At 50.8% G+C, this 22,811-nt stretch carries 18 protein-coding genes; 8 read left to right on the top strand and 10 right to left on the bottom strand.

The features are described from left to right. Positions 1-186 precede the first annotated feature (186 nt). Positions 187-627 carry an RrF2 family transcriptional regulator gene (locus X474_RS00215; protein ID WP_044346057.1) on the bottom strand — a complete coding sequence of 147 codons (441 nt, stop codon included), beginning with the start codon at positions 625-627 and terminating at the stop codon, positions 187-189. A gap of 729 nt (positions 628-1,356) precedes the next feature. Here X474_RS00215 and X474_RS00210 point away from each other — a divergent pair. From X474_RS00210 to X474_RS00180, 7 genes are all read left to right on the top strand, one after another. Then, positions 1,357-3,006 carry a sensor histidine kinase gene (locus X474_RS00210; protein WP_044346056.1) on the top strand — a complete coding sequence of 550 codons (1,650 nt, stop codon included), beginning with the start codon at positions 1,357-1,359 and terminating at the stop codon, positions 3,004-3,006. A gap of 12 nt (positions 3,007-3,018) precedes the next feature. Then, complete coding sequence (locus X474_RS00205) at positions 3,019-4,170, top strand: response regulator (protein WP_044346055.1); 1,152 nt, start codon at positions 3,019-3,021, stop codon at positions 4,168-4,170. Between the two features lie 68 nt (positions 4,171-4,238). Beyond that, the gene (locus X474_RS00200; protein ID WP_044346294.1) at positions 4,239-5,819 is read left to right on the top strand and encodes an SLC13 family permease; all 1,581 of its coding nucleotides are present in this window, start codon (positions 4,239-4,241) and stop codon (positions 5,817-5,819) included. Between the two features lie 9 nt (positions 5,820-5,828). Then, positions 5,829-7,058, top strand: a complete 1,230-nt coding sequence (locus tag X474_RS00195) for a hybrid sensor histidine kinase/response regulator (protein WP_082464050.1) — start codon at positions 5,829-5,831, stop codon at positions 7,056-7,058. Between the two features lie 10 nt (positions 7,059-7,068). Next, the gene (locus tag X474_RS00190; RefSeq protein ID WP_044346054.1) at positions 7,069-7,509 is read left to right on the top strand and encodes a response regulator; all 441 of its coding nucleotides are present in this window, start codon (positions 7,069-7,071) and stop codon (positions 7,507-7,509) included. A gap of 149 nt (positions 7,510-7,658) precedes the next feature. Then, entirely contained in the window at positions 7,659-8,111 is a 453-nt protein-coding gene (locus X474_RS00185) for a response regulator (protein WP_044346292.1), read from the top strand. Positions 8,112-8,259: 148 nt separating this feature from the next. Continuing rightward, the gene (locus tag X474_RS00180; RefSeq protein WP_044346053.1) at positions 8,260-8,631 is read left to right on the top strand and encodes a response regulator; all 372 of its coding nucleotides are present in this window, start codon (positions 8,260-8,262) and stop codon (positions 8,629-8,631) included. A gap of 112 nt (positions 8,632-8,743) precedes the next feature. Here the strand turns inward: X474_RS00180 and X474_RS00175 are convergent, their stop codons facing one another. Further along, positions 8,744-9,559, bottom strand: coding sequence for a TrmB family transcriptional regulator (locus X474_RS00175; RefSeq protein ID WP_044346052.1), 816 nt, complete (start codon positions 9,557-9,559; stop codon positions 8,744-8,746). A 578-nt stretch (positions 9,560-10,137) separates the two neighbouring features. Here X474_RS00175 and X474_RS00170 point away from each other — a divergent pair. Further along, positions 10,138-12,756, top strand: a complete 2,619-nt coding sequence (locus X474_RS00170) for a glycosyltransferase family 39 protein (RefSeq protein ID WP_197281896.1) — start codon at positions 10,138-10,140, stop codon at positions 12,754-12,756. Positions 12,757-12,781: 25 nt separating this feature from the next. Here the strand turns inward: X474_RS00170 and X474_RS00165 are convergent, their stop codons facing one another. The 8 genes from X474_RS00165 to X474_RS00120 all read right to left on the bottom strand — a co-directional run bounded on the left by X474_RS00165 (position 12,782) and on the right by X474_RS00120 (position 22,799). Next, positions 12,782-13,726 carry a metallophosphoesterase gene (locus tag X474_RS00165; protein ID WP_052514658.1) on the bottom strand — a complete coding sequence of 315 codons (945 nt, stop codon included), beginning with the start codon at positions 13,724-13,726 and terminating at the stop codon, positions 12,782-12,784. A gap of 5 nt (positions 13,727-13,731) precedes the next feature. Further along, positions 13,732-15,186, bottom strand: a complete 1,455-nt coding sequence (locus X474_RS00160; protein WP_044346050.1) for a nucleotidyltransferase family protein — start codon at positions 15,184-15,186, stop codon at positions 13,732-13,734. A gap of 216 nt (positions 15,187-15,402) precedes the next feature. After that, positions 15,403-16,614, bottom strand: coding sequence for a glycosyltransferase family 4 protein (locus X474_RS00155; RefSeq protein ID WP_044346049.1), 1,212 nt, complete (start codon positions 16,612-16,614; stop codon positions 15,403-15,405). A gap of 362 nt (positions 16,615-16,976) precedes the next feature. Further along, positions 16,977-17,315, bottom strand: coding sequence for an STAS domain-containing protein (locus X474_RS00150; protein WP_082464073.1), 339 nt, complete (start codon positions 17,313-17,315; stop codon positions 16,977-16,979). 1,448 nt (positions 17,316-18,763) lie between these two features. After that, positions 18,764-19,591, bottom strand: a complete 828-nt coding sequence (locus X474_RS00135; RefSeq protein ID WP_044346046.1) for a hypothetical protein — start codon at positions 19,589-19,591, stop codon at positions 18,764-18,766. Further along, positions 19,591-20,334, bottom strand: a complete 744-nt coding sequence (locus X474_RS00130; protein WP_044346045.1) for a hypothetical protein — start codon at positions 20,332-20,334, stop codon at positions 19,591-19,593. Before X474_RS00130 ends, X474_RS00135 begins: the two co-directional genes overlap by 1 nt. A 54-nt stretch (positions 20,335-20,388) precedes the next feature. After that, positions 20,389-21,750 (bottom strand): ATP-binding cassette domain-containing protein, encoded by a 1,362-nt coding sequence (locus X474_RS00125; protein WP_052514656.1) that lies wholly within the window; start codon positions 21,748-21,750, stop codon positions 20,389-20,391. Continuing rightward, positions 21,747-22,799: a FecCD family ABC transporter permease gene (locus tag X474_RS00120; RefSeq protein ID WP_044346044.1), complete on the bottom strand. Its 1,053-nt coding sequence runs from the start codon at positions 22,797-22,799 to the stop codon at positions 21,747-21,749. The genes X474_RS00125 and X474_RS00120 overlap by 4 nt, the downstream gene beginning before the upstream one ends. Positions 22,800-22,811: the final 12 nt, after the last annotated feature.

Below are 22,811 nucleotides of genomic sequence, written 5' to 3'. Positions count from 1 at the left end.
TAAAAAAGGGGGAAGCCCTTCTCGGACTTCCCCCTCGTATTTCCGATCAGAAACCTATTACTTCAAAGGTATAGCTGAAACCTAAAATCCGCAAAATAAATATGCGGTAATTACGGCCTTCAGCCGGGTTTCTTCAGAGAGATACAGGTTTTTTATTTTATATCAAAACCTTATCTTACGGGTCACTTATTGGGAATTAACTGCTTTCTTAAATTCCCTACCCTGCTGTCTATGGGCCAGCTCTTCCAGGGTGATGCCATTTAAATAATCGCGCACCAGTCGGCTCATTTCCTCCCAAAGCTCATGCACCACACACTGTGAAACCCGACCGCAGTCGTTAGGATTATCAACGCACTCTACCACGGCCAGAGGGCCTTCCAGGGCCCGCAGGATGTCATGCATTACAATCTGGGAAGCAGGCCTGGCCAGCATGTATCCGCCTCTGGCGCCTCTGACACTCTTGACCAGATCCGCACCCTTGAGCGGGATAAGAAGCTGCTCCAAGTATTTAACGGAAATGTCTTGCTTTTCAGCTAAGGTTTTCAGGGCCACAGGCCAATTTGACTCTTGCATGGCCAACTCTAGCAAGGCCCTTACACCGTAACGACCTCTTGTGGAAATTTTCACGGAATTTCTCCTAAATACATCTAATACAATAACCTGTCCTCAAACAGAAGAATTGCTCTCAATGCTCGACCGTCAGCCGGGGATAGAGAGACGGGACCTCCGCCTGAAAGACGCCTTTAATATAAATCGATAAACCGTATGAAGTGAACCCGTGCTGTTATAGATTTTGTCACCGGTTCCTACATGTACTAGGTATTCTATAGGTGATAAATTACTAGTCAAGAGGGGAGAGTATTCTTTCAATTGAAGTCATACCCCAACCATGATGAATAATATTACTCATAATACCTAGTGTAAAATACCCAATCAAATAGGTGGTCCTTCAACCCATAAATGAAGGTTCCTTCTTATTCCCTCAAGCGTCATTCCAGAATACACTGCGTTATTAATTGAACCACTAGAGTATTCAAACCGGCCTTAAATACCGGGGACGCATTGAAAAAGTGCGGGCGTTTACCTTCGCACTTACTATGGTGATCAGATTTATTTCGGGTTTACCAGTAGATACAGGTATCAGCAAGGTTTTTTGTTGACAACTTAAGTAAAACTTAAAAATAGATTCCCAGCTGTTAGCTAGTGAATATAGGCACAAATACCCGAGGAATAGCATTCAAGGGGAAAACCCCAAACCCGAGACATCGGTTAAAGGTCTTTGCAAAAGGCATTTAGTCGCCAATGCAAACCCCGAATCACGCGGTTTTGTTTTTAACCGCCAGGCAGATGTAAAGCATGGGCAAAGCATACCGCCAACTTGCTCGCAGGATGACCACCACTGCCCTGGTCATCGCCTTGGTGCCGCTCTATCTCTTTGGAGCCGGAATATATCTATATTTCACCAATCTACAGGAAGAAAAACTAAAAGCGGAGTTGCAGAACCTGGCCGTTAACCGGGCAAACGCCATTGACATATTTTTGGCCGAACGCACCGCCATGCTGGAGGTGCTGGTAAGCACATCCAGCCTGGACCAGCTCACCTCACCAGATAATTTAAGCAATATATTCAGCCTGTTAAATAGAAGAGCCTGGTCTTTTCTAGACCTGGGAGTAATTGACGCAACCGGCAGACACCAGACCTATGTGGGTCCTTATCATCTGGAGAACCGGCAATATAAAGATACGGACTGGTTCAGGGAAACTATGCTGAGGGGGGTCTATGTAAGCGATGTCTTTCTGGGTTTCAGGGAGGCCCCCCACTTTGTTATTGCGGTGAAGCACTTAAACGGGCCAAAGGCCTGGATTCTGAGGGCCACCATAGACTCGGACGTCTTCACCAAACTGGTGCGCAGCGCACAACTCGGCGCCAGGGGTGATGCCTACATCATAAACAAAGAAGGCAAATACCAGACTCCTCCCCGGTTTGGGGGGAAAATCCTCTCCACCGCACCCATAGACATCAAGCAGGTGCCAAGAAAGACCAGCGTTATCACCAGAACCACCAAAGACGGTAAAAGGCTCTTCACCGCCTTTGTCTGGCTGCCCCAGGTGAGCTGGCTTTTGGTTATAGACCAGGATCCCAACGAGGCCTTGGGCGGCCTTAGCCTGGCCGGAGCCCTGGAGCTGGGGGGGCTGGTCCTGGGCACTTTATTGATTTCGGTAATTGTGATTTTCCTGGTGAGGCTCATGATCCGGCAGCTGGAAAAACAGGACCAGGAGCGAGCCAAGCTTGACGCCCAGCTGGCCCATTCGGCCCGCCTGGTCTCCCTGGGGCGCATGGCTGCGGGAGTTGCTCACGAAATCAACAACCCCCTGGCCGCAATAGGGGAAATGGCTGGCCTTATGGAAGACCTCATGGACCAACAATTCATTGATTCCAATGAGCATGGGGAACTCTTCCAGGAAAACGCCCGCAAAATTCAGGACCACGTGGACAGGGCCAGGGAGGTTACCCACAGGCTCCTGGGATTTGCCAGGCGCATGGAACCTCAATGGGACATGGTCAATGTCAATGAAGTCTTGGAAGAGGCTTATTCATTTGTAGAAAAAGAAGCTTCTTTCAAGGAAGTGGAGATCAGGCACAGCCTGGATCTTGACGCGCCCATGATCAGAAGCGACAGGGCCCAATTACAGCAAGTCTTTCTGAACCTCATGACCAATGCCCTGGACGCGGTGGAGCCCAAGGGAGTTATAACCATCACCACTCGGGGAGAAGACACAAAGGTGGAGGTGGAGATAGCAGACAATGGCTGCGGCATCGCGCCTGAAATCCAAGACAGGATATTCGATCCCTTTTTCACCACCAAACAACCAGGCGAGGGAACCGGCCTGGGGCTTTCCATCAGCCACTCCTTAATGCAGCAGCTCGGCGGCACCATAAATTTTGAATCCACAGCCGGTCAGGGAACCTCTTTCCGCCTGACTTTACCCAAAAACGAGTATTAGCGAGGAGAGGCCATGTCCCTTGAGCGCAGGAACATTCTACTGGTCGACGATGAGTTGGATTTTCTGAAAACCTTGGGGAAAAGGCTTATGCTGCGAGGGTTTTCCGTGCTCACCGCCACCAGCGGGGAAAAGGCGCTCGAGATCTTAAAAGACAGGCAGGTGGACTTGGTGGTGTTGGATGTGAAGATGCCGGGCATGGACGGCATATCAACCCTCAAGATGATCAAAAAGCTGGAGCCCGCCCTTGAGGTGATCATGCTCACCGGTCATGCGGATCTGGAGGCCTCCCTGGAGGGGGTGAAACTGGGTTTCTTCGACTACCTCACCAAGCCGGTGGATATAGAGCGCCTGGTTAAAAAAATAAAAAACGCCCTTACAGACGCTTCAGCCCAATCAGAGACAGATCCTTCGGTCTTCAGCAACAAACTCAAGCAAAGTATGATACTGGCCGACCGCCTGGCCTCTTTAGGCACCCTGGCGGCTGGTGTGGCCCACGAACTGAATAACCCGCTCGCCATAATTTCCGAGGCCAACGGTTGGCTGAAAAGCAAGGTGGCAAGGGAGCAGGGTTTGGACGACTCCCTGCGTCAGGCCTTTGAAATGGCGCTGGAAAAAATTGAAAAAAGCCTTGAGCGGGCCAACCGCATTACTCTGGGACTTTTGAATTTCGCCAGAAAGACCGACTCTCAAATCCAGGAGGTGGATCTTGGTGAATTGGGCAAAGAGGTGTTTGAGCTCACCAGAAAAGCGGCCGACAAGGCCCAGGCTGAAACCCGGGTAGAGGTTTTCAGCGCAAATCCCTTAGCAAAAGTGGATCCATTCCCCTTACGGCAGGTTCTTTTGGACCTGGTGACCAATGCGTTACAGGCGATTGACTTTAACGGCCGAGTCCAGATAGCGATCAAAGATTCCGGGCCCAACGTGGCCCTGGAAGTAACAGACAATGGCTCGGGCATCCAGCCCCGTGACCTGGAAAGGATATTCGAACCATTTTTCACCACAAAACCGCCTGAGTTGGGAACCGGCCTGGGATTAAGCGTCTCACGCAGCCTTGTGGAAAAACTCGGCGGGGACCTGCAAGTGGAGAGTGAATTGGGGAAAGGCAGCCTGTTCAGGGTGGTACTGCCCAGGACGCCTCAGCCTGAGAGCTTGGACCCTAAATAAGAGCAACCGGCCTGATGCAACTGATGCGGAGAGACCTGGGCTCAGTTGAGAAAATCGAGGTAAAATTAATGAGTTGGAAAAACACTACCATACAGTTGGCCATCGCCTTTATTCTAGGGTTAACGGTTCTTTTGCTGCCCAGGCCAGAGGGCACCAGATTTGAAATCATAGGAGATCCCCAGGCCAAGGTTCTGGCTTCCATGGAAGGCCTTTTTGACCTGGCACCCAATGGCGGCAAAACCAAAAAAGGATACTTAGTCGACGCGCTGAAGCCCGATGATCCCGCTTGCACGGCACAGGCCCTGGCAGACAAGGCCGAAGAGCTTGGGCTCACTGATGTAAAGGTTGAATATGTAAACGGGCTATCCCCCAAGGGCAAAACTTTTTTGGCGGTTGTGGTTTTTTTGGTTTTCCTTTTCATCTTCGAGCCGATTCCCCTGGAGGTCACCGCCATCTGCATCGGCGTTCTTCTGGTTGCCACCGGAGTGGGAGACCTGAAAAGCACCTGGGCGGCTTACATGCACCCGGTGGTGGTCTTTATCATGTGCTGTCTGATATTTGCCATTGCTCTGGAAAAGGCGGGGATAACCAAAAGGCTCAGCGCGAGTATCGCCCGCCGGGCAGGCAACAGTGTAACCAAGTTCACCTTCATCCTGGCGGTGGGGCTGGGCCTGGCCTCTGCCTTTATGCATGACGCCGCCGCAGCTGCCATAGGAATTGCCACCATGCTGCCCCTGATGAGGGCGGCCGGGATCAACCCCGGCACCAACACCGCCCGTTTCATGATGCTTTCCGTACCGTTTGCCTGCTCCTGCGGAGGCATGGGTTCACTGGTGGGCGGTGGCAGAACCATGGTGGCGGCGGCATTCTTAAAAGAGTTCACCGGCATTGAAATAGATTTCATTGACTGGCTTATCTATGCCATGCCCCTTTCCATAATCTGCGTACCGGCGGCGGTTTTGGTGGTTTACCTGGTCTTCCGGCCGGACCCCAAATTCAAGTTGCCCGAATATGACGAGGATCCCGGCCCCTTAACTCCGCTTGAAAAAAAGACGTTGATCATTGTGGGAATCGGCTTTCTACTCTGGCTCACCAAAGGGTTCCATGGGCTGCATTATTCCATCACCGGCATGCTATGCGTTGCGGGCCTGGTTCTGTTCAATGTACTTAACTGGGAAGATATTCACAGGGACCTGGAATGGGGCACCGTGCTTTTCATCTTTGGCGGAGGCATTGCCATGGGCCTGGCCATGGACTCCTCGGGCGCGGCCAGGTACTTTGCCAACCTGTTCTTCCCCCTGGTTCAGGGAGGAGGCTGGATAATCCTTTTAAGCGGAGTTTGCGTATTCGGCGCCCTGGTAACCAACGTAATGGCCAATGTGGCCGCGGCGGCCATGATTCTGCCGATTGTCCTGCCCCTGGCTCAGCTCGAAGGAGTGGACCCAAGGATAATGGCCCTTGGCCTGGGAACAGCCACCAGTTTTGCCATGCTTTTAGTGATCGGATGCCCTCCCAATGCAATTGCCTATTCATTCCGTCAGTTTAAGGCATTTGACCTTACCAAGGCGGGTTTAGTCGCCACCCCGGTTCTTTTGGTGCTGCTTTTGGCTGGAGCCGGAATCTGGTGGAGCATTCTGGGACTGGTTTGAGGAGAATCTTTGCAATCTAAAGAGAGAAATAAGAACGTTATCCTTTTGGTTGACGACGACAGCGCCTTCAGGCAGACCTTGACCAAAAGGCTGAAAAAAAGGGGCTTTGAGATTCTGGAAGCCGAAGAAGGTTCCGAGGCCCTGGCCACCCTGGCGGAGCATGCCCCCCAACTAGTTGTCATGGACGTAAAAATGCCGGGCATGGACGGACTGACCACCTTGGGGGCAATCAAAAAGGATCACCCGGAGAAAGAGGTGATATTGCTCACAGGCCAGGCCTCGACGGAAGATGGAGTAGCGGGAATAAAAGCCGGAGCCTTTGATTATCTGGCCAAGCCGGTGGCCTTTGAGCACCTTCTGGGCAAGATACGCCAGGCCTTTGAAAAGATAGAACGCATCCACGAGCAGGCGCAGGAAGCGGCCTTCAGGACCAAAATGGAAAAAAGGATGGCCCTGGCCGAACGCCTTGCCGCCCTGGGCACCCTGGCCGCTGGGGTTGCCCATGAAATAAACAACCCGCTGGCCATTATCAACGAATCAACCGGCTGGGTTAAGCAACGAATGGAAAGGCGTTCCGACCTGCCCGAAGAGTGGCGCAAGACCCTTGAGCTGGCCTTAAGTAAAATAGAAACCAGCGTGGAGCGGGCAGGCAGAATAACCCATCAGCTCTTGAGTCTGGCCAGGAGAAGCCCCACCGAAATAAGGGAGTTCGACCTGGCGGAGCTGGCCGCCGAGGTTGGGGAGCTGGTGGGCAAGACCTGCAAAGAGGCCCGGGTAAGTGTGGCTGTTGATCAAAAAAGCCCGAAAACCAGAATTTGGAGCGACCCTAATCGACTGCGGCAGGTTCTTTTGAACCTGGTGGTAAACGCTATCCAGGCCTCCCGTACAGGAGGCCGGGTCATAGTGACCCTGGACAACCTGAACAATGAGATGCTCTTTGCGGTAAAGGACCAGGGAGAGGGAATCCCCAAGGAAAATCTGGAAAAAATTTTCGAACCTTTTTTCAGCACCAGAACTCCGGGACAGGGATCGGGCCTGGGGCTAAGCGTTTCCAAGGGAATTTTGGAGGAATTAGGAGGGCGCCTGGAAGTGGAGAGCCGCCTGGGCCAGGGAAGCACCTTTACCGTGACCCTTCCCAGACGCCCCGCCATGGCCAGTGAACCGGAAGACCTGGGGCGCATGGCTCTGGACAGTCAAAAGAAAATCAAAAAACTGAATTCAGGGGAAAACCCATTTTAGGAGTTAGGAAATGGTCAAGGTTCCAATCAATATCCTGGTTGTGGATGACGAAAAGGACTTTGTGGAGATGCTTTCTCTGCGCCTTAAAGACGATGGCCACAACCTTTGGGCCGCCTACAGCGGAGAACAGGCCTTAAGCGCCCTGAAAACAGAGCCCATTGATGTGGTCATCCTGGATATAAAAATGCCGGGAATGGACGGTATTTCCGCCTTAAAGGAAATCAAAAACCGCAACCCCGTGGTTGAGGTTATTCTGCTCACCGGGCACGGGGCCATTGATACGGCTGTAACCGGACTCAAATCCGGAGCTTTTGACTATCTCCTGAAACCCGCTGATTACCAGGAGCTGCTCAGCAAGCTGGAAGCGGCCAGAAACCGCAAAATGGAGCAGGAAGAGCGAATCCGCAAAGCGGAAGCCAAAAGCCTGACCAGAAAAACAGGCGGACTGTAAAAAAAGCGGAAAAAGGCCACCGGGACGAAATAGATTTAGGCCGATCACACTTGACCGGCGACAAAGTTCAATGGCCTCCGCTTTTTCAAATCACCAAGGACCCCAGGCAAAAGCCTGGCAAGCCCCAAAGGAGAAAGGGGGCCCAAGCCATGGATAACATGAGGCTTCTTTTAGTTGATGATGAAAAGCGTTTTGTAGATACCACCCAAAACCTGCTTAAACGCAAAGGCATCAAGGTGCTGGCGGCCTATGACGGAGAAAGCGCCTTGGAAACATTGGGCCAGAACAACCTGGATGTGGTGGTTTTAGATATCAAAATGCCGGGAATGGACGGGCTCACCGCACTGAAAAAAATCAAATCACTTTACCCCAATGTAGAGGTGATAATGCTCACCGGCCACGGGACCATTGATTCCGCGGTGGAGGGACTAAAAAACGGCGCTTTCGATTACCTCACCAAACCCTGTGACATGGAAGAGCTATGGGAAAAGGCATGTGACGCCTATAACCGCAAATTGATCCAGGATGAAAAAATAAGGTCCGCCCAGGTGCGTAAATTCGTGCGCTCTCCCAGAGAGCTCTTAAAGGAAAAACAAAACTGAAAAGAGACCTTTAAACGAATAATCTGCTGCTCGTCTCTTGCCCCGCCCTTGACCTGTTGCTCCCACGCTATCCACCGCCACAAGAGGCGGGCAGCATTCCCCAAAACAAAGATCCCTTGGGGTCTTATAGTCATTTACGGAGTGTCAGATGGGTCGACCCAATGTTTTGATTGTGGACGATGAACAAGACTTCTTGAGTTCACTGGTGCAGCGCTTCAAGTTGCGCGGCATGGATGTCTCCGGGGCCCCCCATGCGGAAAAGGCTTTGGAGATAATGGAATCCCAGGAATTTGATGTGGTGGTCCTGGATATCAAAATGCCCGGCATGGGCGGTATGGCGGCCCTGGAAAAGATCAAAAAGCTATACCCCAAGACCCAGGTTGTGGTTCTCACGGGACACGGTTGCATGGAATCAGGGGCGCAGGGCATGGCCCTGGGTGCTTTTGACTACATGATCAAGCCGGTCAAGATCAATGACCTGATCCAAAAAATCAAACACGCCTATGAAGAAAAAAAATAACCACGCCCTAAGGCCTCGGGCCAAAAGGTCTGGGTGCAAGGGTGCTCATCGCTCGCAACCTAAGCTATAAAAAACTTGAGCAAACCAAAGAAGGATTCACACCACCCATGTCCTAGGGCAAAATTCCCTCCACAGCCTGCCCTGAATCCATTACAGCCACACCAAACTGGTTTAAGGTGTTTTCCAGGCTTACCTGATGCAATTTCTGGATAATGAAACCTGTATAGAGGTTGACCATGGGCCGGTAATCGGTAAAAAGGCCGTTTCCCTTGCCCTCCGGGGAAAAATTGGCCACCACCGCCTCTTTATTGTCCACGGTGACTAAAAAGCTGCGCCCACCATTTCTGGTTAGCCAATCGTCCGGGGTGCACTTGATGCTCACGCCCAAGTCAAAATCAGGGTTGCCGTACAGTACACTCTTAAGTTCCACCTTTTCCCGGCAAACCTTTTCCCGGCAAACCTTTTCCAGATAGCGCCTTAAGGAGCGCAATTCCTTGGGCCAGGCCAGAAGATAAATGTTGCCTCGGGCCTGTTTGACGATCTCCTTGGCTTTTTTCATCACCCAGGACCTGCCCTCCAGGCTCACACCGGCAGACTCTCTTCGCCTGTCTATTCTGGGAGTTTGATTAATTACGCTCTTAAGTTCCTTCCAATTATCAGTAAAGGAAGACTTTAACCCCGCCAGGACCTCGTCGGAGTTGGCTGCCATATAGGTAACCGGATTTTTACCCTTGGCCACCACAAAGCCTTTGTGAAGCATGTCTTGGAGCGGCTCCTTAAGCAGGGCCGGGTTCAGGCCGATCTTCTGACTCAACTGTCCAAGGGTTAATCCCTTTTCATTAAAGAGCGCCGCATAGGTCTTGGATTCCAAAGGGGAAAAATGCACCTTTTCCAAAAGACCCGCAATTTCAAACTTTGCCGAGTTCAAACCGGTTCCTTTCACTTGCAGCGGATTATTTTATTGCCGCTTCCCGGAAATTTATAAAACCATTTAGACATTCCGCCATGAACTGGTCTTAAAGGGCTCCTTAAACCGACCAAGGCAATTTTCCCTAATGACGATAGTTTTATAGGGACCGAAGAAAAACAATGGTCTACGTAACCAGGTGCCTCCACGCAGGGCCGGGCCTTTAAAGGTTACCCCTTTCTCCTTAACAGTCAAAGAACTTAAAAAACAATAAATCCCCGGCTATCGGGCCGTTAGGCTCAAGGCATTCAGCCCGCCCTGAAACGGTTTCTTCAGCACGCTGTTGCGACTGTCTTTTGTAACATTTTTATTTTTCCAATAAGGGCGAGTTACTTTAAGATGATTAATCGGTCCGCGTGCTATATTGTTCAGGATACATATCCGGGAATGAAACATTCCAGAAATAATAATTTTGCCGCAACATGGAAAAGCAAAGTCCAACTAACTGCACCAGGGCATAAAATACATTGGAATCAAAAACCAAATTCAGGATAAATCTCCCTACTACAGTAGTTATTCTCTTAATTATGGCTGCCTTGGTGCGAGGCGCGTTCCTGGTCAGCCCGCCCATGGATTCCGACATAGCGGTGGTTGGCCTGATGGGCATAGACGCGCTTAACGGCAAATTCAGCCTGATGTATTGGGGCCAGCACTATGGAGGCAGCCTGGAGGCCCTGACCGCAGCCGTATTTTTTAAGCTCTTTGGCGTATCCTCCCAGGCCCTTAATGCGGCCCCGGCCCTTTATTCTCTCATCTTTTTGGCTTTACTTTATTTTGTGGGGAAAGAGATAAAGAACCGGCGGGTTGGCCTGACAGCGGTTTTTCTGGCTGCCCTGGGACCTTTTTATTCCATCTGGTACTCAACTGTGGCCAGGGGGCTTCACGCGGAACTCCTGGCATTTGGCGCCTTGATCATCCTTTTATGCCTCAAGGCAGTCAAGGACCATGACAAGGGCTCCACCTATGCCTGGATTTGCCTGGTCTTTGGCCTGGTCTGCGGGTTGGCCTTTTGGAACAATTTTTTAATCGCCTATTTTATTATTCCCTGTTTTCTGTACATGTGGCGGGCCAATCTCCGCCTGATCATATCCTGGTCCGGGCTTTTAATGGCCCTGGGGTTTATAGTCGGCTCCGCTCCGCTTTTGTTCTATAATCTGCAAAACGACTGGGGCACTTTGCATTTTCTGCTCTCCCACAGGCGGCACACCGGTTTTGCCTCCAACCTCTCATATTTATTCTTCAAAAGCATGCCCGTTTTGGTTGGGTCAAAATACGATCACTCCTATCAGTGGGTTATTCCCTTTTTCAGCCCACTGGTTCTGGGTCTTAGCGCCGTTACTTTTCTCGGCACCCTGCCCTTTTTCGCAAAAGGGCTTTGGCAAAGCCTCAAAACAGGCAAATCTCAGGAAAACGGTGGTCTTTTATTACTCTGCCTCATCTTCATGGTTTTAATCTTCTGCCGTATTGGCGGTGGAGATATCAACTCTCACCGGTATTTTTTGTCCTTTTTTGTTATCTGGCCTCTTTTTGCGGCCTGGATCTTTGATTGGCTCCTACAAAAAAGCAAAAAAACCGCGCCGTTCGGCTGGGCCATAGTGATCATCCTGGCCTTTTCCAACCTCTATGGCTCCTTGGCCACCGCACCGCTTTTTGACCCCGGCCTAAGGGAGCAAAGGCTGGCCAAGGTCGATCATTCCCAAAAGGTCATTGACCACCTTCTGGCCAAAAAGGTTTATAACGCCTATTGCACTGAATACTGGGACAGCCATCGCCTGAGTTTCCAGTCCAAGGCCAAGGTGAACCTGGTGCTGCCCTTTAAGGAGCGCAGGCCTCAAAACCAAGACATCTTATTGAGATCTCAACAAACCGGTTTCATAACCCCCAAGGGTAAGGCAAAATATGCGGCCAACCTTTTCAAGGCCATGGGAGCCACTTTCCAAGAAGACAAAGTAGCGGGTTATGTGATCTTTAGGGATATCAAGCCTCCGGAATTGCAAACTGAATTTATATTTACCTCTGATTTTGAATCCTGGGCCGACCCTGATCTTAAAGACGCCTCCCAGGCCTGGGACCTTAACGCCGCCACGGGCTGGCGCACCAGAGGACCCCAAAAACCGGGACAAACCTATTTACTGGATCTGGGGCAGGTGGAAAAAGACGTTTGCCAGATAATGCTTTCAAGTTCTCCCATCCAGGAAAAGCCTAATAAACTTGAGATCCTGACAAGCGCAGACAAAATAACCTGGCAAACTGCGGCCATGGTTTCAGAGACGCTTTTCCCGGCCTTTTGGTCTGCGGGCAAGCCTTTTTCCCTTTATCACACACCATGGCAGGAAATACGATTTGCGCCGCGGGATGCCCGCTATATCAAGCTGGTGCAGACCGGCAAAAGCCGTTATTGGTGGTCTATGCCCGAATTGCTGATTGGCCGGGCGGCACCTGAAGCCAACCTGCCTGACCTGCAAAAGGCGGCAGCCTGGGTGCAGGACGCACTCCCCCCTGAGGCCAAGGTTTATTGCCAGCCCGGCTTAAGGGCCTTTTTGCCCTTCAGCATGCGCCCGCCTGAACCAAACCGGCCCAAACCGGCCTGGCTGGCAGACCATCTAAGGCCCCACCTTCTGATTTCAGATCAGGAAAAACTTTATTTCGCCTTGCCGGAAAGATATAAGGCCTTGGCCCTTGAGGCCTTGGCTTCAGCGGGTTGGGGCACTGATGTCAAGGTGAATTTCGGCATATGCCTCATAACAGCCAAACGCTTACACAAGCAAAAGCCGGAAAGAATTCTTCGCCGGGATCTTAAATTACTGCCCGCAGGCAAGGGACTGGTCGCGGATTTGGGCGAGCCCCTGCCCCTTACCAGCGTGGCGTTGAACGGGATCAAGGACCGCTTTATCACTCCCCATGACCTGGAGGTGCGCACCTCTCCCCAGGGAAAAAGCTTTGGCCTTAAAAACCTGCACGCGAATTGGCCCGGGCTTTTGTATTGGACTGGGCTCTTGCCCCTGCCGGCCAAGGCCTTTCCCCTGCGCCTGGAACTAACCTCCCCGGGGTATGCCCGCTATTTAAAACTCGACCGGGTGTTGAATTCCCAACTGGGACTGCCGCCGGGGCTGAGAATGAACGCCTATGGTTCAAGGACTCTTTCCGCAGAGAAATAAAATCGCCTAAAGGCCTCGAAAACAGTCACCCAGCTTTTTTTGAGGCCTTTCTAAGAGTAAGGACCAATACCTCAGGCGGGCAATTAAAACGGATGGGAACCAGGGTGACGCCTGCTCCGGAGCTGGTGTATCCCCACATGGCGGCTTTTTGCCACAAGCCCCAGGTGTATTTTCGCGGGCATTTGGCGTTTAAGATCAAGGCGCCGAGCCAAGGCAGGCGCAACTGACCGGCATGGGTGTGGCCGCAGAGATAAAGATCAATCTTGGCGGCACCGGCCTCATGCAAAAGTTCCGGACTGTGCACCATAAGCAGTTTAAAGGCGTCAAAAGGAACCTTTTCCAGCGCCCCTCTCAGGTCTGCGCAGTCATAATAGTGGGTGTCATCCAGGCCGACGATGTATATTTTTTGCCCGTTTTTTTCCAATTCCAGGGCCTGATTGATCAGAAACGTCATTCCCATGCGCCTTAATTCCAGGGCTTCCTCATAAAAATCATGGTTACCCATTATTCCAACCACGCCCAGGGGAAAATCCAGGCTGCTTAAAAGCCTGTTCATGTGCAGATAAACACCATGGGTGGGTCCGCTCACCAAGGCTCTGAAATCACCCCCCAAAAGGCAGATATCCGCCTTTATACCGCTTAAAACGGCACTGAGCCGCTCAGTCAGGCCGGCCAAGGCATCCAAATGCAGGTCGCTTACAAACACCATCCGAAAACCGTCAAAAGAGTCCGGAAGTCCGGTAAAAGCCAGATCAAGTTCATTGACTCTGAGATCCAGGGCATTCCTGATGCCCCTTTTTTTCAGGCCCAGAATTTTAAGCCCCAAATTTAAAAAGCCACCCAAAGCCTTGGAATGCTCCAGATGCCACCTTCCCCGATCATGGAAACTTTCCCAATGTGAAAGCTCCAGGGCCTCTCTCTTCTTGGCCAAATCCTTGGACCCGGGGCCTGGTTCAAGCAATCTGATCATGGGTGTCACCTCTTATCAAAACCGGGACGCAACAATCCGCAAATACGGCCCAGGTAACGCAGCAATATGCGTATATCCAATCTTAATCCGGCCCGGGCGGCGTAGAAAGCCTCTGAAGAATAGAGCTCATCCGGATCAGGATCAGGGCCAAAAACAACCGATGACTCATCAACCAGGCCAGCCTTGGCCAGGTGGCAAAGGTTTTTTCTCACCACCGGCAGCTGTTCTATCTCTTTATCTTGCCTGGGAGGAAGGCCCACCATGGCCAGGTCCCCTTTGATTACACTGAGCAAGCCGGGTAAAAACCGAAGAAAAAAGTCTGCCAGCCCGTCTTCCGGACGGCATTTAAACTTGCCGGACAAGCTTAACAGGGAACAATTGGTCCACAATGACGCTTCCCTGGGCAAGGGTTGGCGCAGAACCTGTCTCTTTTTAAAAACCGGCCTTAACCCTTTGCTAATTGAATAAAACAAAAATACTGCGCCAAAGGGAAAGGACCAAACCAAAAATACCAAGGCAAAGGCCCTGGCCAGAGCCCTTACCAGCTTTTTTGTGAACCACCCCCCGGCCATTGAGCTGAGCAAAAAATCTTCATTAATCTCCAAGGCAACGCCGAGCCTCACACTTATAAGCAGGTTTCTGTCCACCAAAGTTCGCTTTATTTCCAGCTCATCGCCCACAAAAGAACCGGGAAAAACAACCGTATCGGATACTTCACTTCGCTTGCCCAAATAGGAGCCCTGCCCCACAACCACACAAGGCCCCACCTGCGCGCCCTGGCTGATACGGCAATCAGAACCAATCAAAACCGGCGGTAAAAGATTGGCCGTGGGATGCATTACCACATTGCGAGCCAACCAGACCCCCGGTTCCACTTCTCCGGCCTTTAGTAAAAGTTCGGGAAATTTTTTCTCAAGCAAAAGGGTATTGGCCGCCAAGATGCCGGCAGGGGAACGGGCCTCCAGGGTTAGAGCACTTTTTACAAAGGGCAGTTCAATCAGGCCCAGCAGATCCTCTTCCTTGGTTTCAGAGTTAAAATTGCGAGCCGAATCTCCAGGCAAAAAACCCCATCCCGCAGGTTTCCCGTTTGGGTCAACTATCCAAGCCCTGGTGTTTGAGGACAGGTTAAAACGGGGAAGGCGATCGCCGTGAATCAGCCAAAAATCGGAGGCTTCATCGGACAAGATAGTCCGGATTCTCCTATAGGGTCTGGCAGGATCACGAACCAGATGATAGTCAAAACATAGCCCCCAACGGGAGCCGGTTCCCAGGCTTGCTTCTATTTTTTCCGGCATCCTGCTCAGGATGAAATCCAGACGCTTGATCCCTTTTTGGCTGAGATACTCAACCACATGATGCAAAAATGGCCTGTCCCCCAAGGGGAACAAGAAACTGGGTAAAAGGTGGTTTTGAGTCTCCAACCAAGGAGCATGTCCGGTCACCAGAATCACGGCCCTCATGCTTTAAGCTCCGCCTCCCCCCTAGCCTTTGCTTTAACAAGACCCGGGCAGGCTATTTAAACGGCGATTTCCGGTTTCAGGTAAACCTGTTTCAGCCTTGGCAAGCCCGGTGCAATTTAGAAAGCTGCTATTATTTATTCTAAAGGATTGGCCGTTTAGGTTTCAGCCTTGGCGAATTTCCAGGGACGGAAAATACCTTTTACGTTTTTTTTAATATTACTTTCCCGCGATTTCGGTCAGGTAGGACTCCAGCTGGTCCAGGTAAGATGCAAAGGAGTGGTATTTCAGCACCCTGGCTCTGGCTTTTTCGATTATTTCCAGCCTTAGCTCCTCATTATTCATTAGTTTTTTTATTTTCTCACGCAGTTCTTCCGGGTCTCCGGGTTTAAAGGAAAGTCCGGTTTGTTTGTGTTTTACCAGATCGCTTATACCTTCTTTATCCGATACAACCGCGCATCCGCTGGCCATGGCCTCCAAATGTTCAAGGCCAAATGGTTCTTCTTTTTCAGATACAGATATAAAAACATGCTGTTTTTTCAACACGTGAGGCAGAAAAAAATGGGTGGACAGGTTTTCAATAACCACCTTGCCCAGCAGTCCTTCACTCTCAATAAACCGGTTTACCTCCTCCTGTTGCCTGCGGTTTTTCCCTAAAACCAGGGAAAGACAAAACTTCCCGGCCCCTTCCCGCATAAGCCTGCCCAGGGCATCCAAGGCAATGAACACACCCCGATCGCCAGGATCGTCTGTCTGGTAAAGCAATTTGAGATCTTGTTTTTTTTCACGCAAATAAGGCTCAAAGGGATATTCGCGAATCGGAAGTCCCTGTTGAATGACCCGGCATCTTTCCAGGGGACACCCCTTTTTAAGTAAATATTCCTTTAATGACTGGCTGGAGGCAATGATCGGTATCGACTCCCCCCCAGGAAAACATGCCTGACTGAAAGCGGAACGCTCAGCCACATATTGCACCAGCTTAGATGGGAGACAGGTTCTTTGCACCCTGAAGAACAGGCCTGGTTCCGAGTCAGCCAAATTGAGGCAAAACCTGAGCCCCAAATCATGGGCGGCCAGCAGAATTCCGGCGCCCATGCCTTTCAAATTCCACCCAAAGACCAAATCGCAAGGGTTGTCCTTTAAAATATCTTTGGTTATGCAGCGGTTCTTTTTGCCCACCCGGTGCAGATCCGCCAATATGGACCAGGTTAATGCCCTCCCTGCTGTCCGCCGCGTCCCGGCCTGATCCGAAATTTTAAGGCCTCGGCTCACATCCGGTTCGTTCAGGTGCTTTTGCGGAAGTTGATCACTGGTCAGAATCGTCACCTCATGGCCGCGAGCCCTCAGGCTGTGGCAAATATGCCGACACAGCCTGTCCGTGGCTCCCCAGGCCACTGGCGGATACTGTTTGGTGACAAAAAGAAGCCTCATGGTCTCTCCCTGAAGACCTCGGGTTAAGCGGAAAGAGAGCATTCACTATTTAAGGGCCTGGCAAAACCTCGTCACAGACCGGACCGGCGAGCTTTTCCGGCAAAACAGACCTCCTTGAGGCCTAAACAACCAAAAGCACAGCCAATCCCAAAATATGGCAGACTGCCCTGCAAAGCTCATCCGGGGTTAAAGAGGAATAAGCGGAAAGGCGCTCATAGAACTATGGACGGAATGGTTCAGCCGACTCTTCACGATAAGCCAATATGCTTATTGCAGAGGCCCGGCCCAAGGCAGAGAGTGTTAACCTCTACCGGATTGCTGCCAAAGCCCAACTACTGACAAGCCGGCTCCAAAATCCGTGACTAATCCTCGAAAGCGGCCACGGCTTCGGCGGATGTGTTATAAACATCCACAATACGATGCATGCGCACCAGTTCAAACAAAAGCCGCACCTGTTTGGACATGCCGCAGAGTTTCAAGTCTCCCCTTGCCTGAGTCAACTTACGCAGGCATGAAAGAATCGCCCCCAAACCCGAACTATCCACAAAAACCAATTTACTGATATCAAGGACAACCTTACCCCCCTGCCCCAAATGCGGAGCTATAACGCTTTTGAACTCCTCAGCGTTGCCCGCGTCCAGACGATCAGCCAACATGGCCAGGATCTTAACTTCATCTATTTGGGAAACATTAAACTCCAAAAGCACAGCTCCTTTTTTGCACCAGACCCCGGCAAAGGCATGAAAGGTTAACAAAAACCGGCATTGGTGTAACAAAATGCCCCAGGTTGGAAACCACGCAACTTAAAACGTCGGCAAGATCCTGCAAGTTGCCTTAATCCGGATCTTAAAAGGTGGTTCGGATCTTTTTGATCCCTCACTGCAAGGCAGCAAGGTCTTTACTTGGCTTATGCCGCAATGAATCGTCTTTTTTACTTACCCCAACACCAACTTATTCTACTAATTCAATCAGCATAGACCAAGAGCAATCGGGACTTGCCTGCTCATTCTTTTCACTCCCGGCTATGAGGCGACTCCAAAAGCGCACCGCATGTTCGAATAAAGAAGCAAAACCGCTTGCAGAAAAGGAAAATGCAATCAGGCCCAAAGACCTAGATTATACTAATTATATTGTACTTATCAGATCGAGGCCGATCTCTGATATGAAAAGGACGGGGGAACTACACGCGGGATTTAGTCTGAGGGTTCTGACTCGCCGGAACATATACCAAAACCGTGCATTAAAAACCCCTTGGGAGTCACTCCCAAGGGGTTTTCTATAATTTAATTGTGCCAGCCTCAGGATATCATATCCGGATCAAAGGGCTGTTTTTAGTGAGCGTGAACCCTTTGTTTCCCCTTTTGGTGCAAAAAGGCGGCAAAATCATTAAAAGCTTTAACCAAGGAACGCTTCAGAGCTTGCATGCCGGCAAGCGTGGCTTCATGCCTGACTTTTCTAGCCAGAGTGTAAGCCTCTACGTAATCCACTTTGTTTATTTCAACCTCCAATGGGGCTTATCATTGCAAAGACCCATTAGCAAAATGTTTTTTGGCGCCAACGTTTGCTCACTTTTTTTGAGCGGCCAAAGACATACCGTTGACACCAGATGAGGGAAAATTTGTACTGTTATCCAAAACAGTTACCCTATACACCTAAGCACTATTCCTTCCCGTTTAAAAGGTCGGTCTAGTGCTTTTTTCATTTCCCTCAACCTGTTTAATCAGGAAAATATAGCTGTTTTGGTTTTTTGCAAGGGGAAAATGAAGGATTTTTTATTTCCCTCAATGAACGACAAAAAACCAGGTAAAAACTTGTTTGATTCATTAATTCACAAGCACAAAGCCCTGCGTCTGCCTTTCCGGTTCCTTCTTGCAAACCAGCAGAAAAAGCTTCTTGTCATAATTTTCCGGGAATCCAGGGCCGTTTTTGGGTAAGCAAGCCTTTGGCATGTCACTTTTTGACTGAAAAAACCGGTTTTTTAAAAAAAACGCTTTTTTGAGCTTCACAGGGGAGTGAAAAGGGACTGGCGAAGGGCTTTCAGGGCAATATTTGACCAACAAGTCAAGTATTGCCCCGATCAAGCCAAAAAATATTTATGCCAGATCATGCTGAAGTGGCCGCAAAGATTACTTTGAAACACAAAAACAGCCTATAGACTAGAGATGGCGTCTTTATGAAGGCCTGAATTTGCTCCGTTTTGCCACGAGGCAACTAGCAGCCATATGAGGCTCAATATGAAAAATACATAGAGGAAAAAGAAAATTAGAGCCTGGCTGCCACTGGTTATGGTGATATTTGCACTGAGAATTTCTCTGCCGTTTTTTTGCTTCAAGTTAAATTTGGTCACCACCAGATCCCATTTCCCCAGGCTCAATGGGGAGAGAATGCAAAGGTCACCCTGCTCCATGATCTCACTATTTCGCAGTAAAGACACCTTTACCAGGTTTGACTCACGATGAAAATTGTCACTGTTCATGGCATGTCGGGCTTGTCTTTTTTCAAGGCGTAATAGTTTTAAATCGTCTTTAAATTCTATTTCCTTCACTTTTAAGACATATCCATCCTGCAATTTTACCACTTGTCCCTGCACCACCTTCAGGTCCTCGTGCTTATCTCCGACTACAAGAGATACGGCATGGGCCGCCATAACCAAAGCCAAAAGCAGGTGGACCACCAATAGCGCGGCGCGTTTTCCGGTCATCTTGCCCAACCGGTTAAACGGCATTCTCACCCAAAGGCAGCAGGCCAAGTTGATAAAAAGAACCAAACAAAGCAAGCAAAGACCGGCAAACCAAATAGCTACAAGGGGCTGATTCCAGGCCGGGCCAAAGAACCAGTCAACGATTATCCGCGAGTTCATTGCCTTTACGGCGCTCCGGTAAGGCTCGACATCACCCAAATAACGACCCCAAAACAACCAGACAACAAGGCCGATAACGGTGTATGCAGTTACAACAAAAGATGCCAGGCGTCTCATCAGATCGCACTCCATTGGTGAATCATAACCAGGATCATGACCACCGGGCCGACCAATCCACCAGCCAGTGCCTTTACTTTTGGATTGGCGATCCAGGATTGGGGAAAGTGAAAAATCAGCATCATCAGGAGGAAAATCAAAGCGGATTCAAAGAAGCCCGAACTCCAGCGCCAATAATCTCCCAGCCACAAAAGGCACCAGGTGCAACCGGAAAATTCTCCCATAAGGTACAAAATCGCCGCGACAAAAAGATAATTTCTTCCCCTTGAAAGTCCGTGAGAAGCCTTTAATCCCTTTATGCCCGCCAGATAATTAAGAGAAGACAAGAGGGAAAAGGCCAAGGCCCATATGCGGAATTGGAAAAATCCGATCACCATGGGATGTTCATACATATAGAAGTTATGGTTCAGCTTGGCCGGGGCCAAAATCAGCAACAACTGAATCAGAGCTGCTCCCAGCCAGGGTAAATAGACAATGGCGCCTCTTTGGTCCGCTCTGGGAGGAAAGAAAAAAATCATAGTCAGGACAACCGCAAGCACCTGGCTTAAGGTCTCCAAAGGGCCATACATCGGCACCCTTCCGGCAGTGGAAATGATGAGCCCCACTCCCCATAAAGCCAGCAAGAGAGGGACTATACCTACTATACGGGCCACACGCGGCTGGTTAAAACGGGCCAGGGCAAAGCACAAAAGGCAAAAAAACAGCCCCCCCCAATGCAGATAGCCCAGAAAGGCTTGGTTCATTTAAAAAAACTCCCTTATTTCAGCCTGACCACAAAGCCCTTTCGAACCTTGCCGTCAACAGGCTGTAATCTCCTGTTTCAAAAGGTCTAGTGCCCGGGGGTCCTGAGAGCTGACAATAAGGCGAGGCTTAAATCCCCATTTACTGGGGACTTCCTCCAAAAGAGAATCCCTGACCACCCAAATCTGTATTTTTCCGTCCAAACTCAACAGGGGCCCCAGTCTCGGAGCCCAGCCCTGATCACTCATCTCCAAGGGGCCGACCTCGTCCACCATGATCACCTTGGCCTTGGAACAGGCATCCACAGTCAATGCCCGGTCACCGGCCTTAAGCCCCTTCTCATCAAATTTAAAAGGCATTGATCCGGTGCGTTTGCTGGCCGGAACCCTCCTTGCCAAGGGAATAATCTCCCCGGAGGCGGCCAGTTGCAGGTCAAATCCGGACCTTACTCCATCTTTCCAAAGTCCCCGGGCCACAAATCCTGCGGCCATGAGATCCTTTTCCCGCAGGTATTCCAAAAGCTCCAACAAAAGCGTACTTTTACCGCTGCCCCGATCTCCGGTGAGCAGGACCACCCCGCCTTTTTGAGAATACTTCAGCTTGCCTTGCACTGAATCCTCTTCCTTTAAACCGCCTTTGAGAATTTCCGGCAGGCGGGGCACAAAATAGGCGTGTCCTTCACATGGGGCTACAGCCGTGATCTCCACATCATAAAGATCTTTTAAATATTCAGGAGTCATGACCTTTTCAGGTTCCCCCCAGGCGAGCACGCGTCCATCTTTTATCATCACCACCTGGTCCGCAAAGCGGGCCGCCAGATTGGGATCGTGCAGAGACGCCACCACAGACAGCTTACGCCCCAGGCACAACCCCCTGATTCTCCCCAGCACACGGTATGTATTGTGAAAATCCAAATGATTGGTGGGCTCATCCAATAAAAGTAAACTGGAACTCTGCACCAATGCCCTGGCCAGTAAAGTCAGCCTGCGCTCTCCACCTGATATCTGGTTGAAGTTGCGCTGAGCCAGCTCCGGACAGCCCAAATCAGCCAGGGCCTGTCTGGCCTGGGCGTAATGTTGTTTTCCCGGCTTTTCCCCCAGCCCCAGGTATGGAGCGATCCCCATCACCACCACATCCAGCACCTTGAAGGGAAAAATATCGTTATGCTCTTGGGGCACCAGGCCAATAACCTTCGCAACTTGGCTCAGGGAATCCTGCCCTGGCCTTATTTTGCCAATAAATATTTCCCCCTTTTGGGGTGTTAATAGTCCGGCCAGGCAGTTTAAAAGGGTGCTTTTTCCGGAACCGTTGCACCCCAAGACCGCGCAAAATTCCCCCTTTTGCACCTCAAAACTCACATCCTGAAAAACCGGGCGCGAGCCATAGGCAAAGCTGAGTGATCTGCAGATAAGGCTCATGTCCAACCGCTCCCGCGATTTTTGTAGAGCAGATAGGCAAAAAAAGGACCGCCGGTTAGCGAAGTGATGATGCTGACCGGCAACTCGGCCGCAGTCAAAGTGCGGGCCAAGCCATCGGCCAACAAAAGAAACAAGGCCCCCAAAAGAGCGGTTACCGGAATCATGCGCTCGTGGTTTGGTCCCACCAAGGTGCGGGCCATATGCGGAGCCACCAAACCAAGCCAGGCAATCTGACCGCAGGTGGAGACCGCAAAGGCCACCATTAAGGAGCTCACGCAAATAAAAGACACGCGCCAGAGCAGTGGGTTGGTGCCCAGGGAGCGGGCCTGATCATCACCTAAGGAGAGCACATTCAAACGAAAACGAAAGGCATGGAAAAAGAGATACCCTCCGCCCATAAGAGGCAGGGCCCAGTACAGATCCTGCCACGAAGACCTGTGTAGACTGCCCATGATCCAAAACACAATGGCGGGCAACTGGCTGTAGGGATCAGCCTGGGTCTTAATGATCATCAATAGAGCATTTAAAACAGAGGTGATCACCAAACCGGCCAAAACCAGGACAATCACCGACCGAACCGCAACCAACCTGGCCAGGGCCAGGGCCGCAAAGACCGCTCCCAGGCCCAAGACAAAGGCCAGGCCCCTTACCATGCCAAATCCCAGACCGGGCAGGATCAAACCCAGGGCCGCCCCCAAGGTGCAACCGGCGGAGACCCCTAAAATATTTGGAGACACCAAGGGGTTGCGAAACAGTCCCTGATAAACCGCGCCGGATAAGGCCAGGCTGCCCCCCACCAAAATGGCTAAGATGCATCTGGGAAAACGAACCTGGCTGAAAACCAGCCAGGAGACCCCTTCGGCTTCCATGGGCTCGCCGTTAAACCAGGACCAGGTCATGCCAAGCAGCTCGACAACGGAAATATTCATGCGCCCCACCAAAAGGGAGCCGATAAAACAAACAAGCGTCAGGGCTGAGAGCCCCGCAACCAGGCAACCGTAGTTCCGGGCCAGTCCGTCTGAGGCCAAGTCAACTGATCTTTTGGGCATTTATCGCCTGAA

The organism is Dethiosulfatarculus sandiegensis (genome assembly GCF_000931935.2).
GTDB lineage: Bacteria > Desulfobacterota > Desulfarculia > Desulfarculales > Desulfarculaceae > Dethiosulfatarculus > Dethiosulfatarculus sandiegensis.
This window is presented reverse-complemented; position numbering and strand designations above follow the sequence as displayed.

Coding starts and splice junctions, on each gene's coding strand:
- X474_RS00210 (WP_044346056.1), top strand. CDS start 1,357: ATGGGCAAAGCATACCGCCAACTTGCTCGCAGGATGACCACCACTGCC.
- X474_RS00205 (WP_044346055.1), top strand. CDS start 3,019: ATGTCCCTTGAGCGCAGGAACATTCTACTGGTCGACGATGAGTTGGAT.
- X474_RS00200 (WP_044346294.1), top strand. CDS start 4,239: ATGAGTTGGAAAAACACTACCATACAGTTGGCCATCGCCTTTATTCTA.
- X474_RS00190 (WP_044346054.1), top strand. CDS start 7,069: ATGGTCAAGGTTCCAATCAATATCCTGGTTGTGGATGACGAAAAGGAC.
- X474_RS00185 (WP_044346292.1), top strand. CDS start 7,659: ATGGATAACATGAGGCTTCTTTTAGTTGATGATGAAAAGCGTTTTGTA.
- X474_RS00180 (WP_044346053.1), top strand. CDS start 8,260: ATGGGTCGACCCAATGTTTTGATTGTGGACGATGAACAAGACTTCTTG.
- X474_RS00165 (WP_052514658.1), bottom strand. CDS start 13,726: ATGATCAGATTGCTTGAACCAGGCCCCGGGTCCAAGGATTTGGCCAAG.
- X474_RS00160 (WP_044346050.1), bottom strand. CDS start 15,186: ATGAGGGCCGTGATTCTGGTGACCGGACATGCTCCTTGGTTGGAGACT.
- X474_RS00155 (WP_044346049.1), bottom strand. CDS start 16,614: ATGAGGCTTCTTTTTGTCACCAAACAGTATCCGCCAGTGGCCTGGGGA.
- X474_RS00135 (WP_044346046.1), bottom strand. CDS start 19,591: ATGAGACGCCTGGCATCTTTTGTTGTAACTGCATACACCGTTATCGGC.
- X474_RS00130 (WP_044346045.1), bottom strand. CDS start 20,334: ATGAACCAAGCCTTTCTGGGCTATCTGCATTGGGGGGGGCTGTTTTTT.
- X474_RS00125 (WP_052514656.1), bottom strand. CDS start 21,750: ATGAGCCTTATCTGCAGATCACTCAGCTTTGCCTATGGCTCGCGCCCG.
- X474_RS00120 (WP_044346044.1), bottom strand. CDS start 22,799: ATGCCCAAAAGATCAGTTGACTTGGCCTCAGACGGACTGGCCCGGAAC.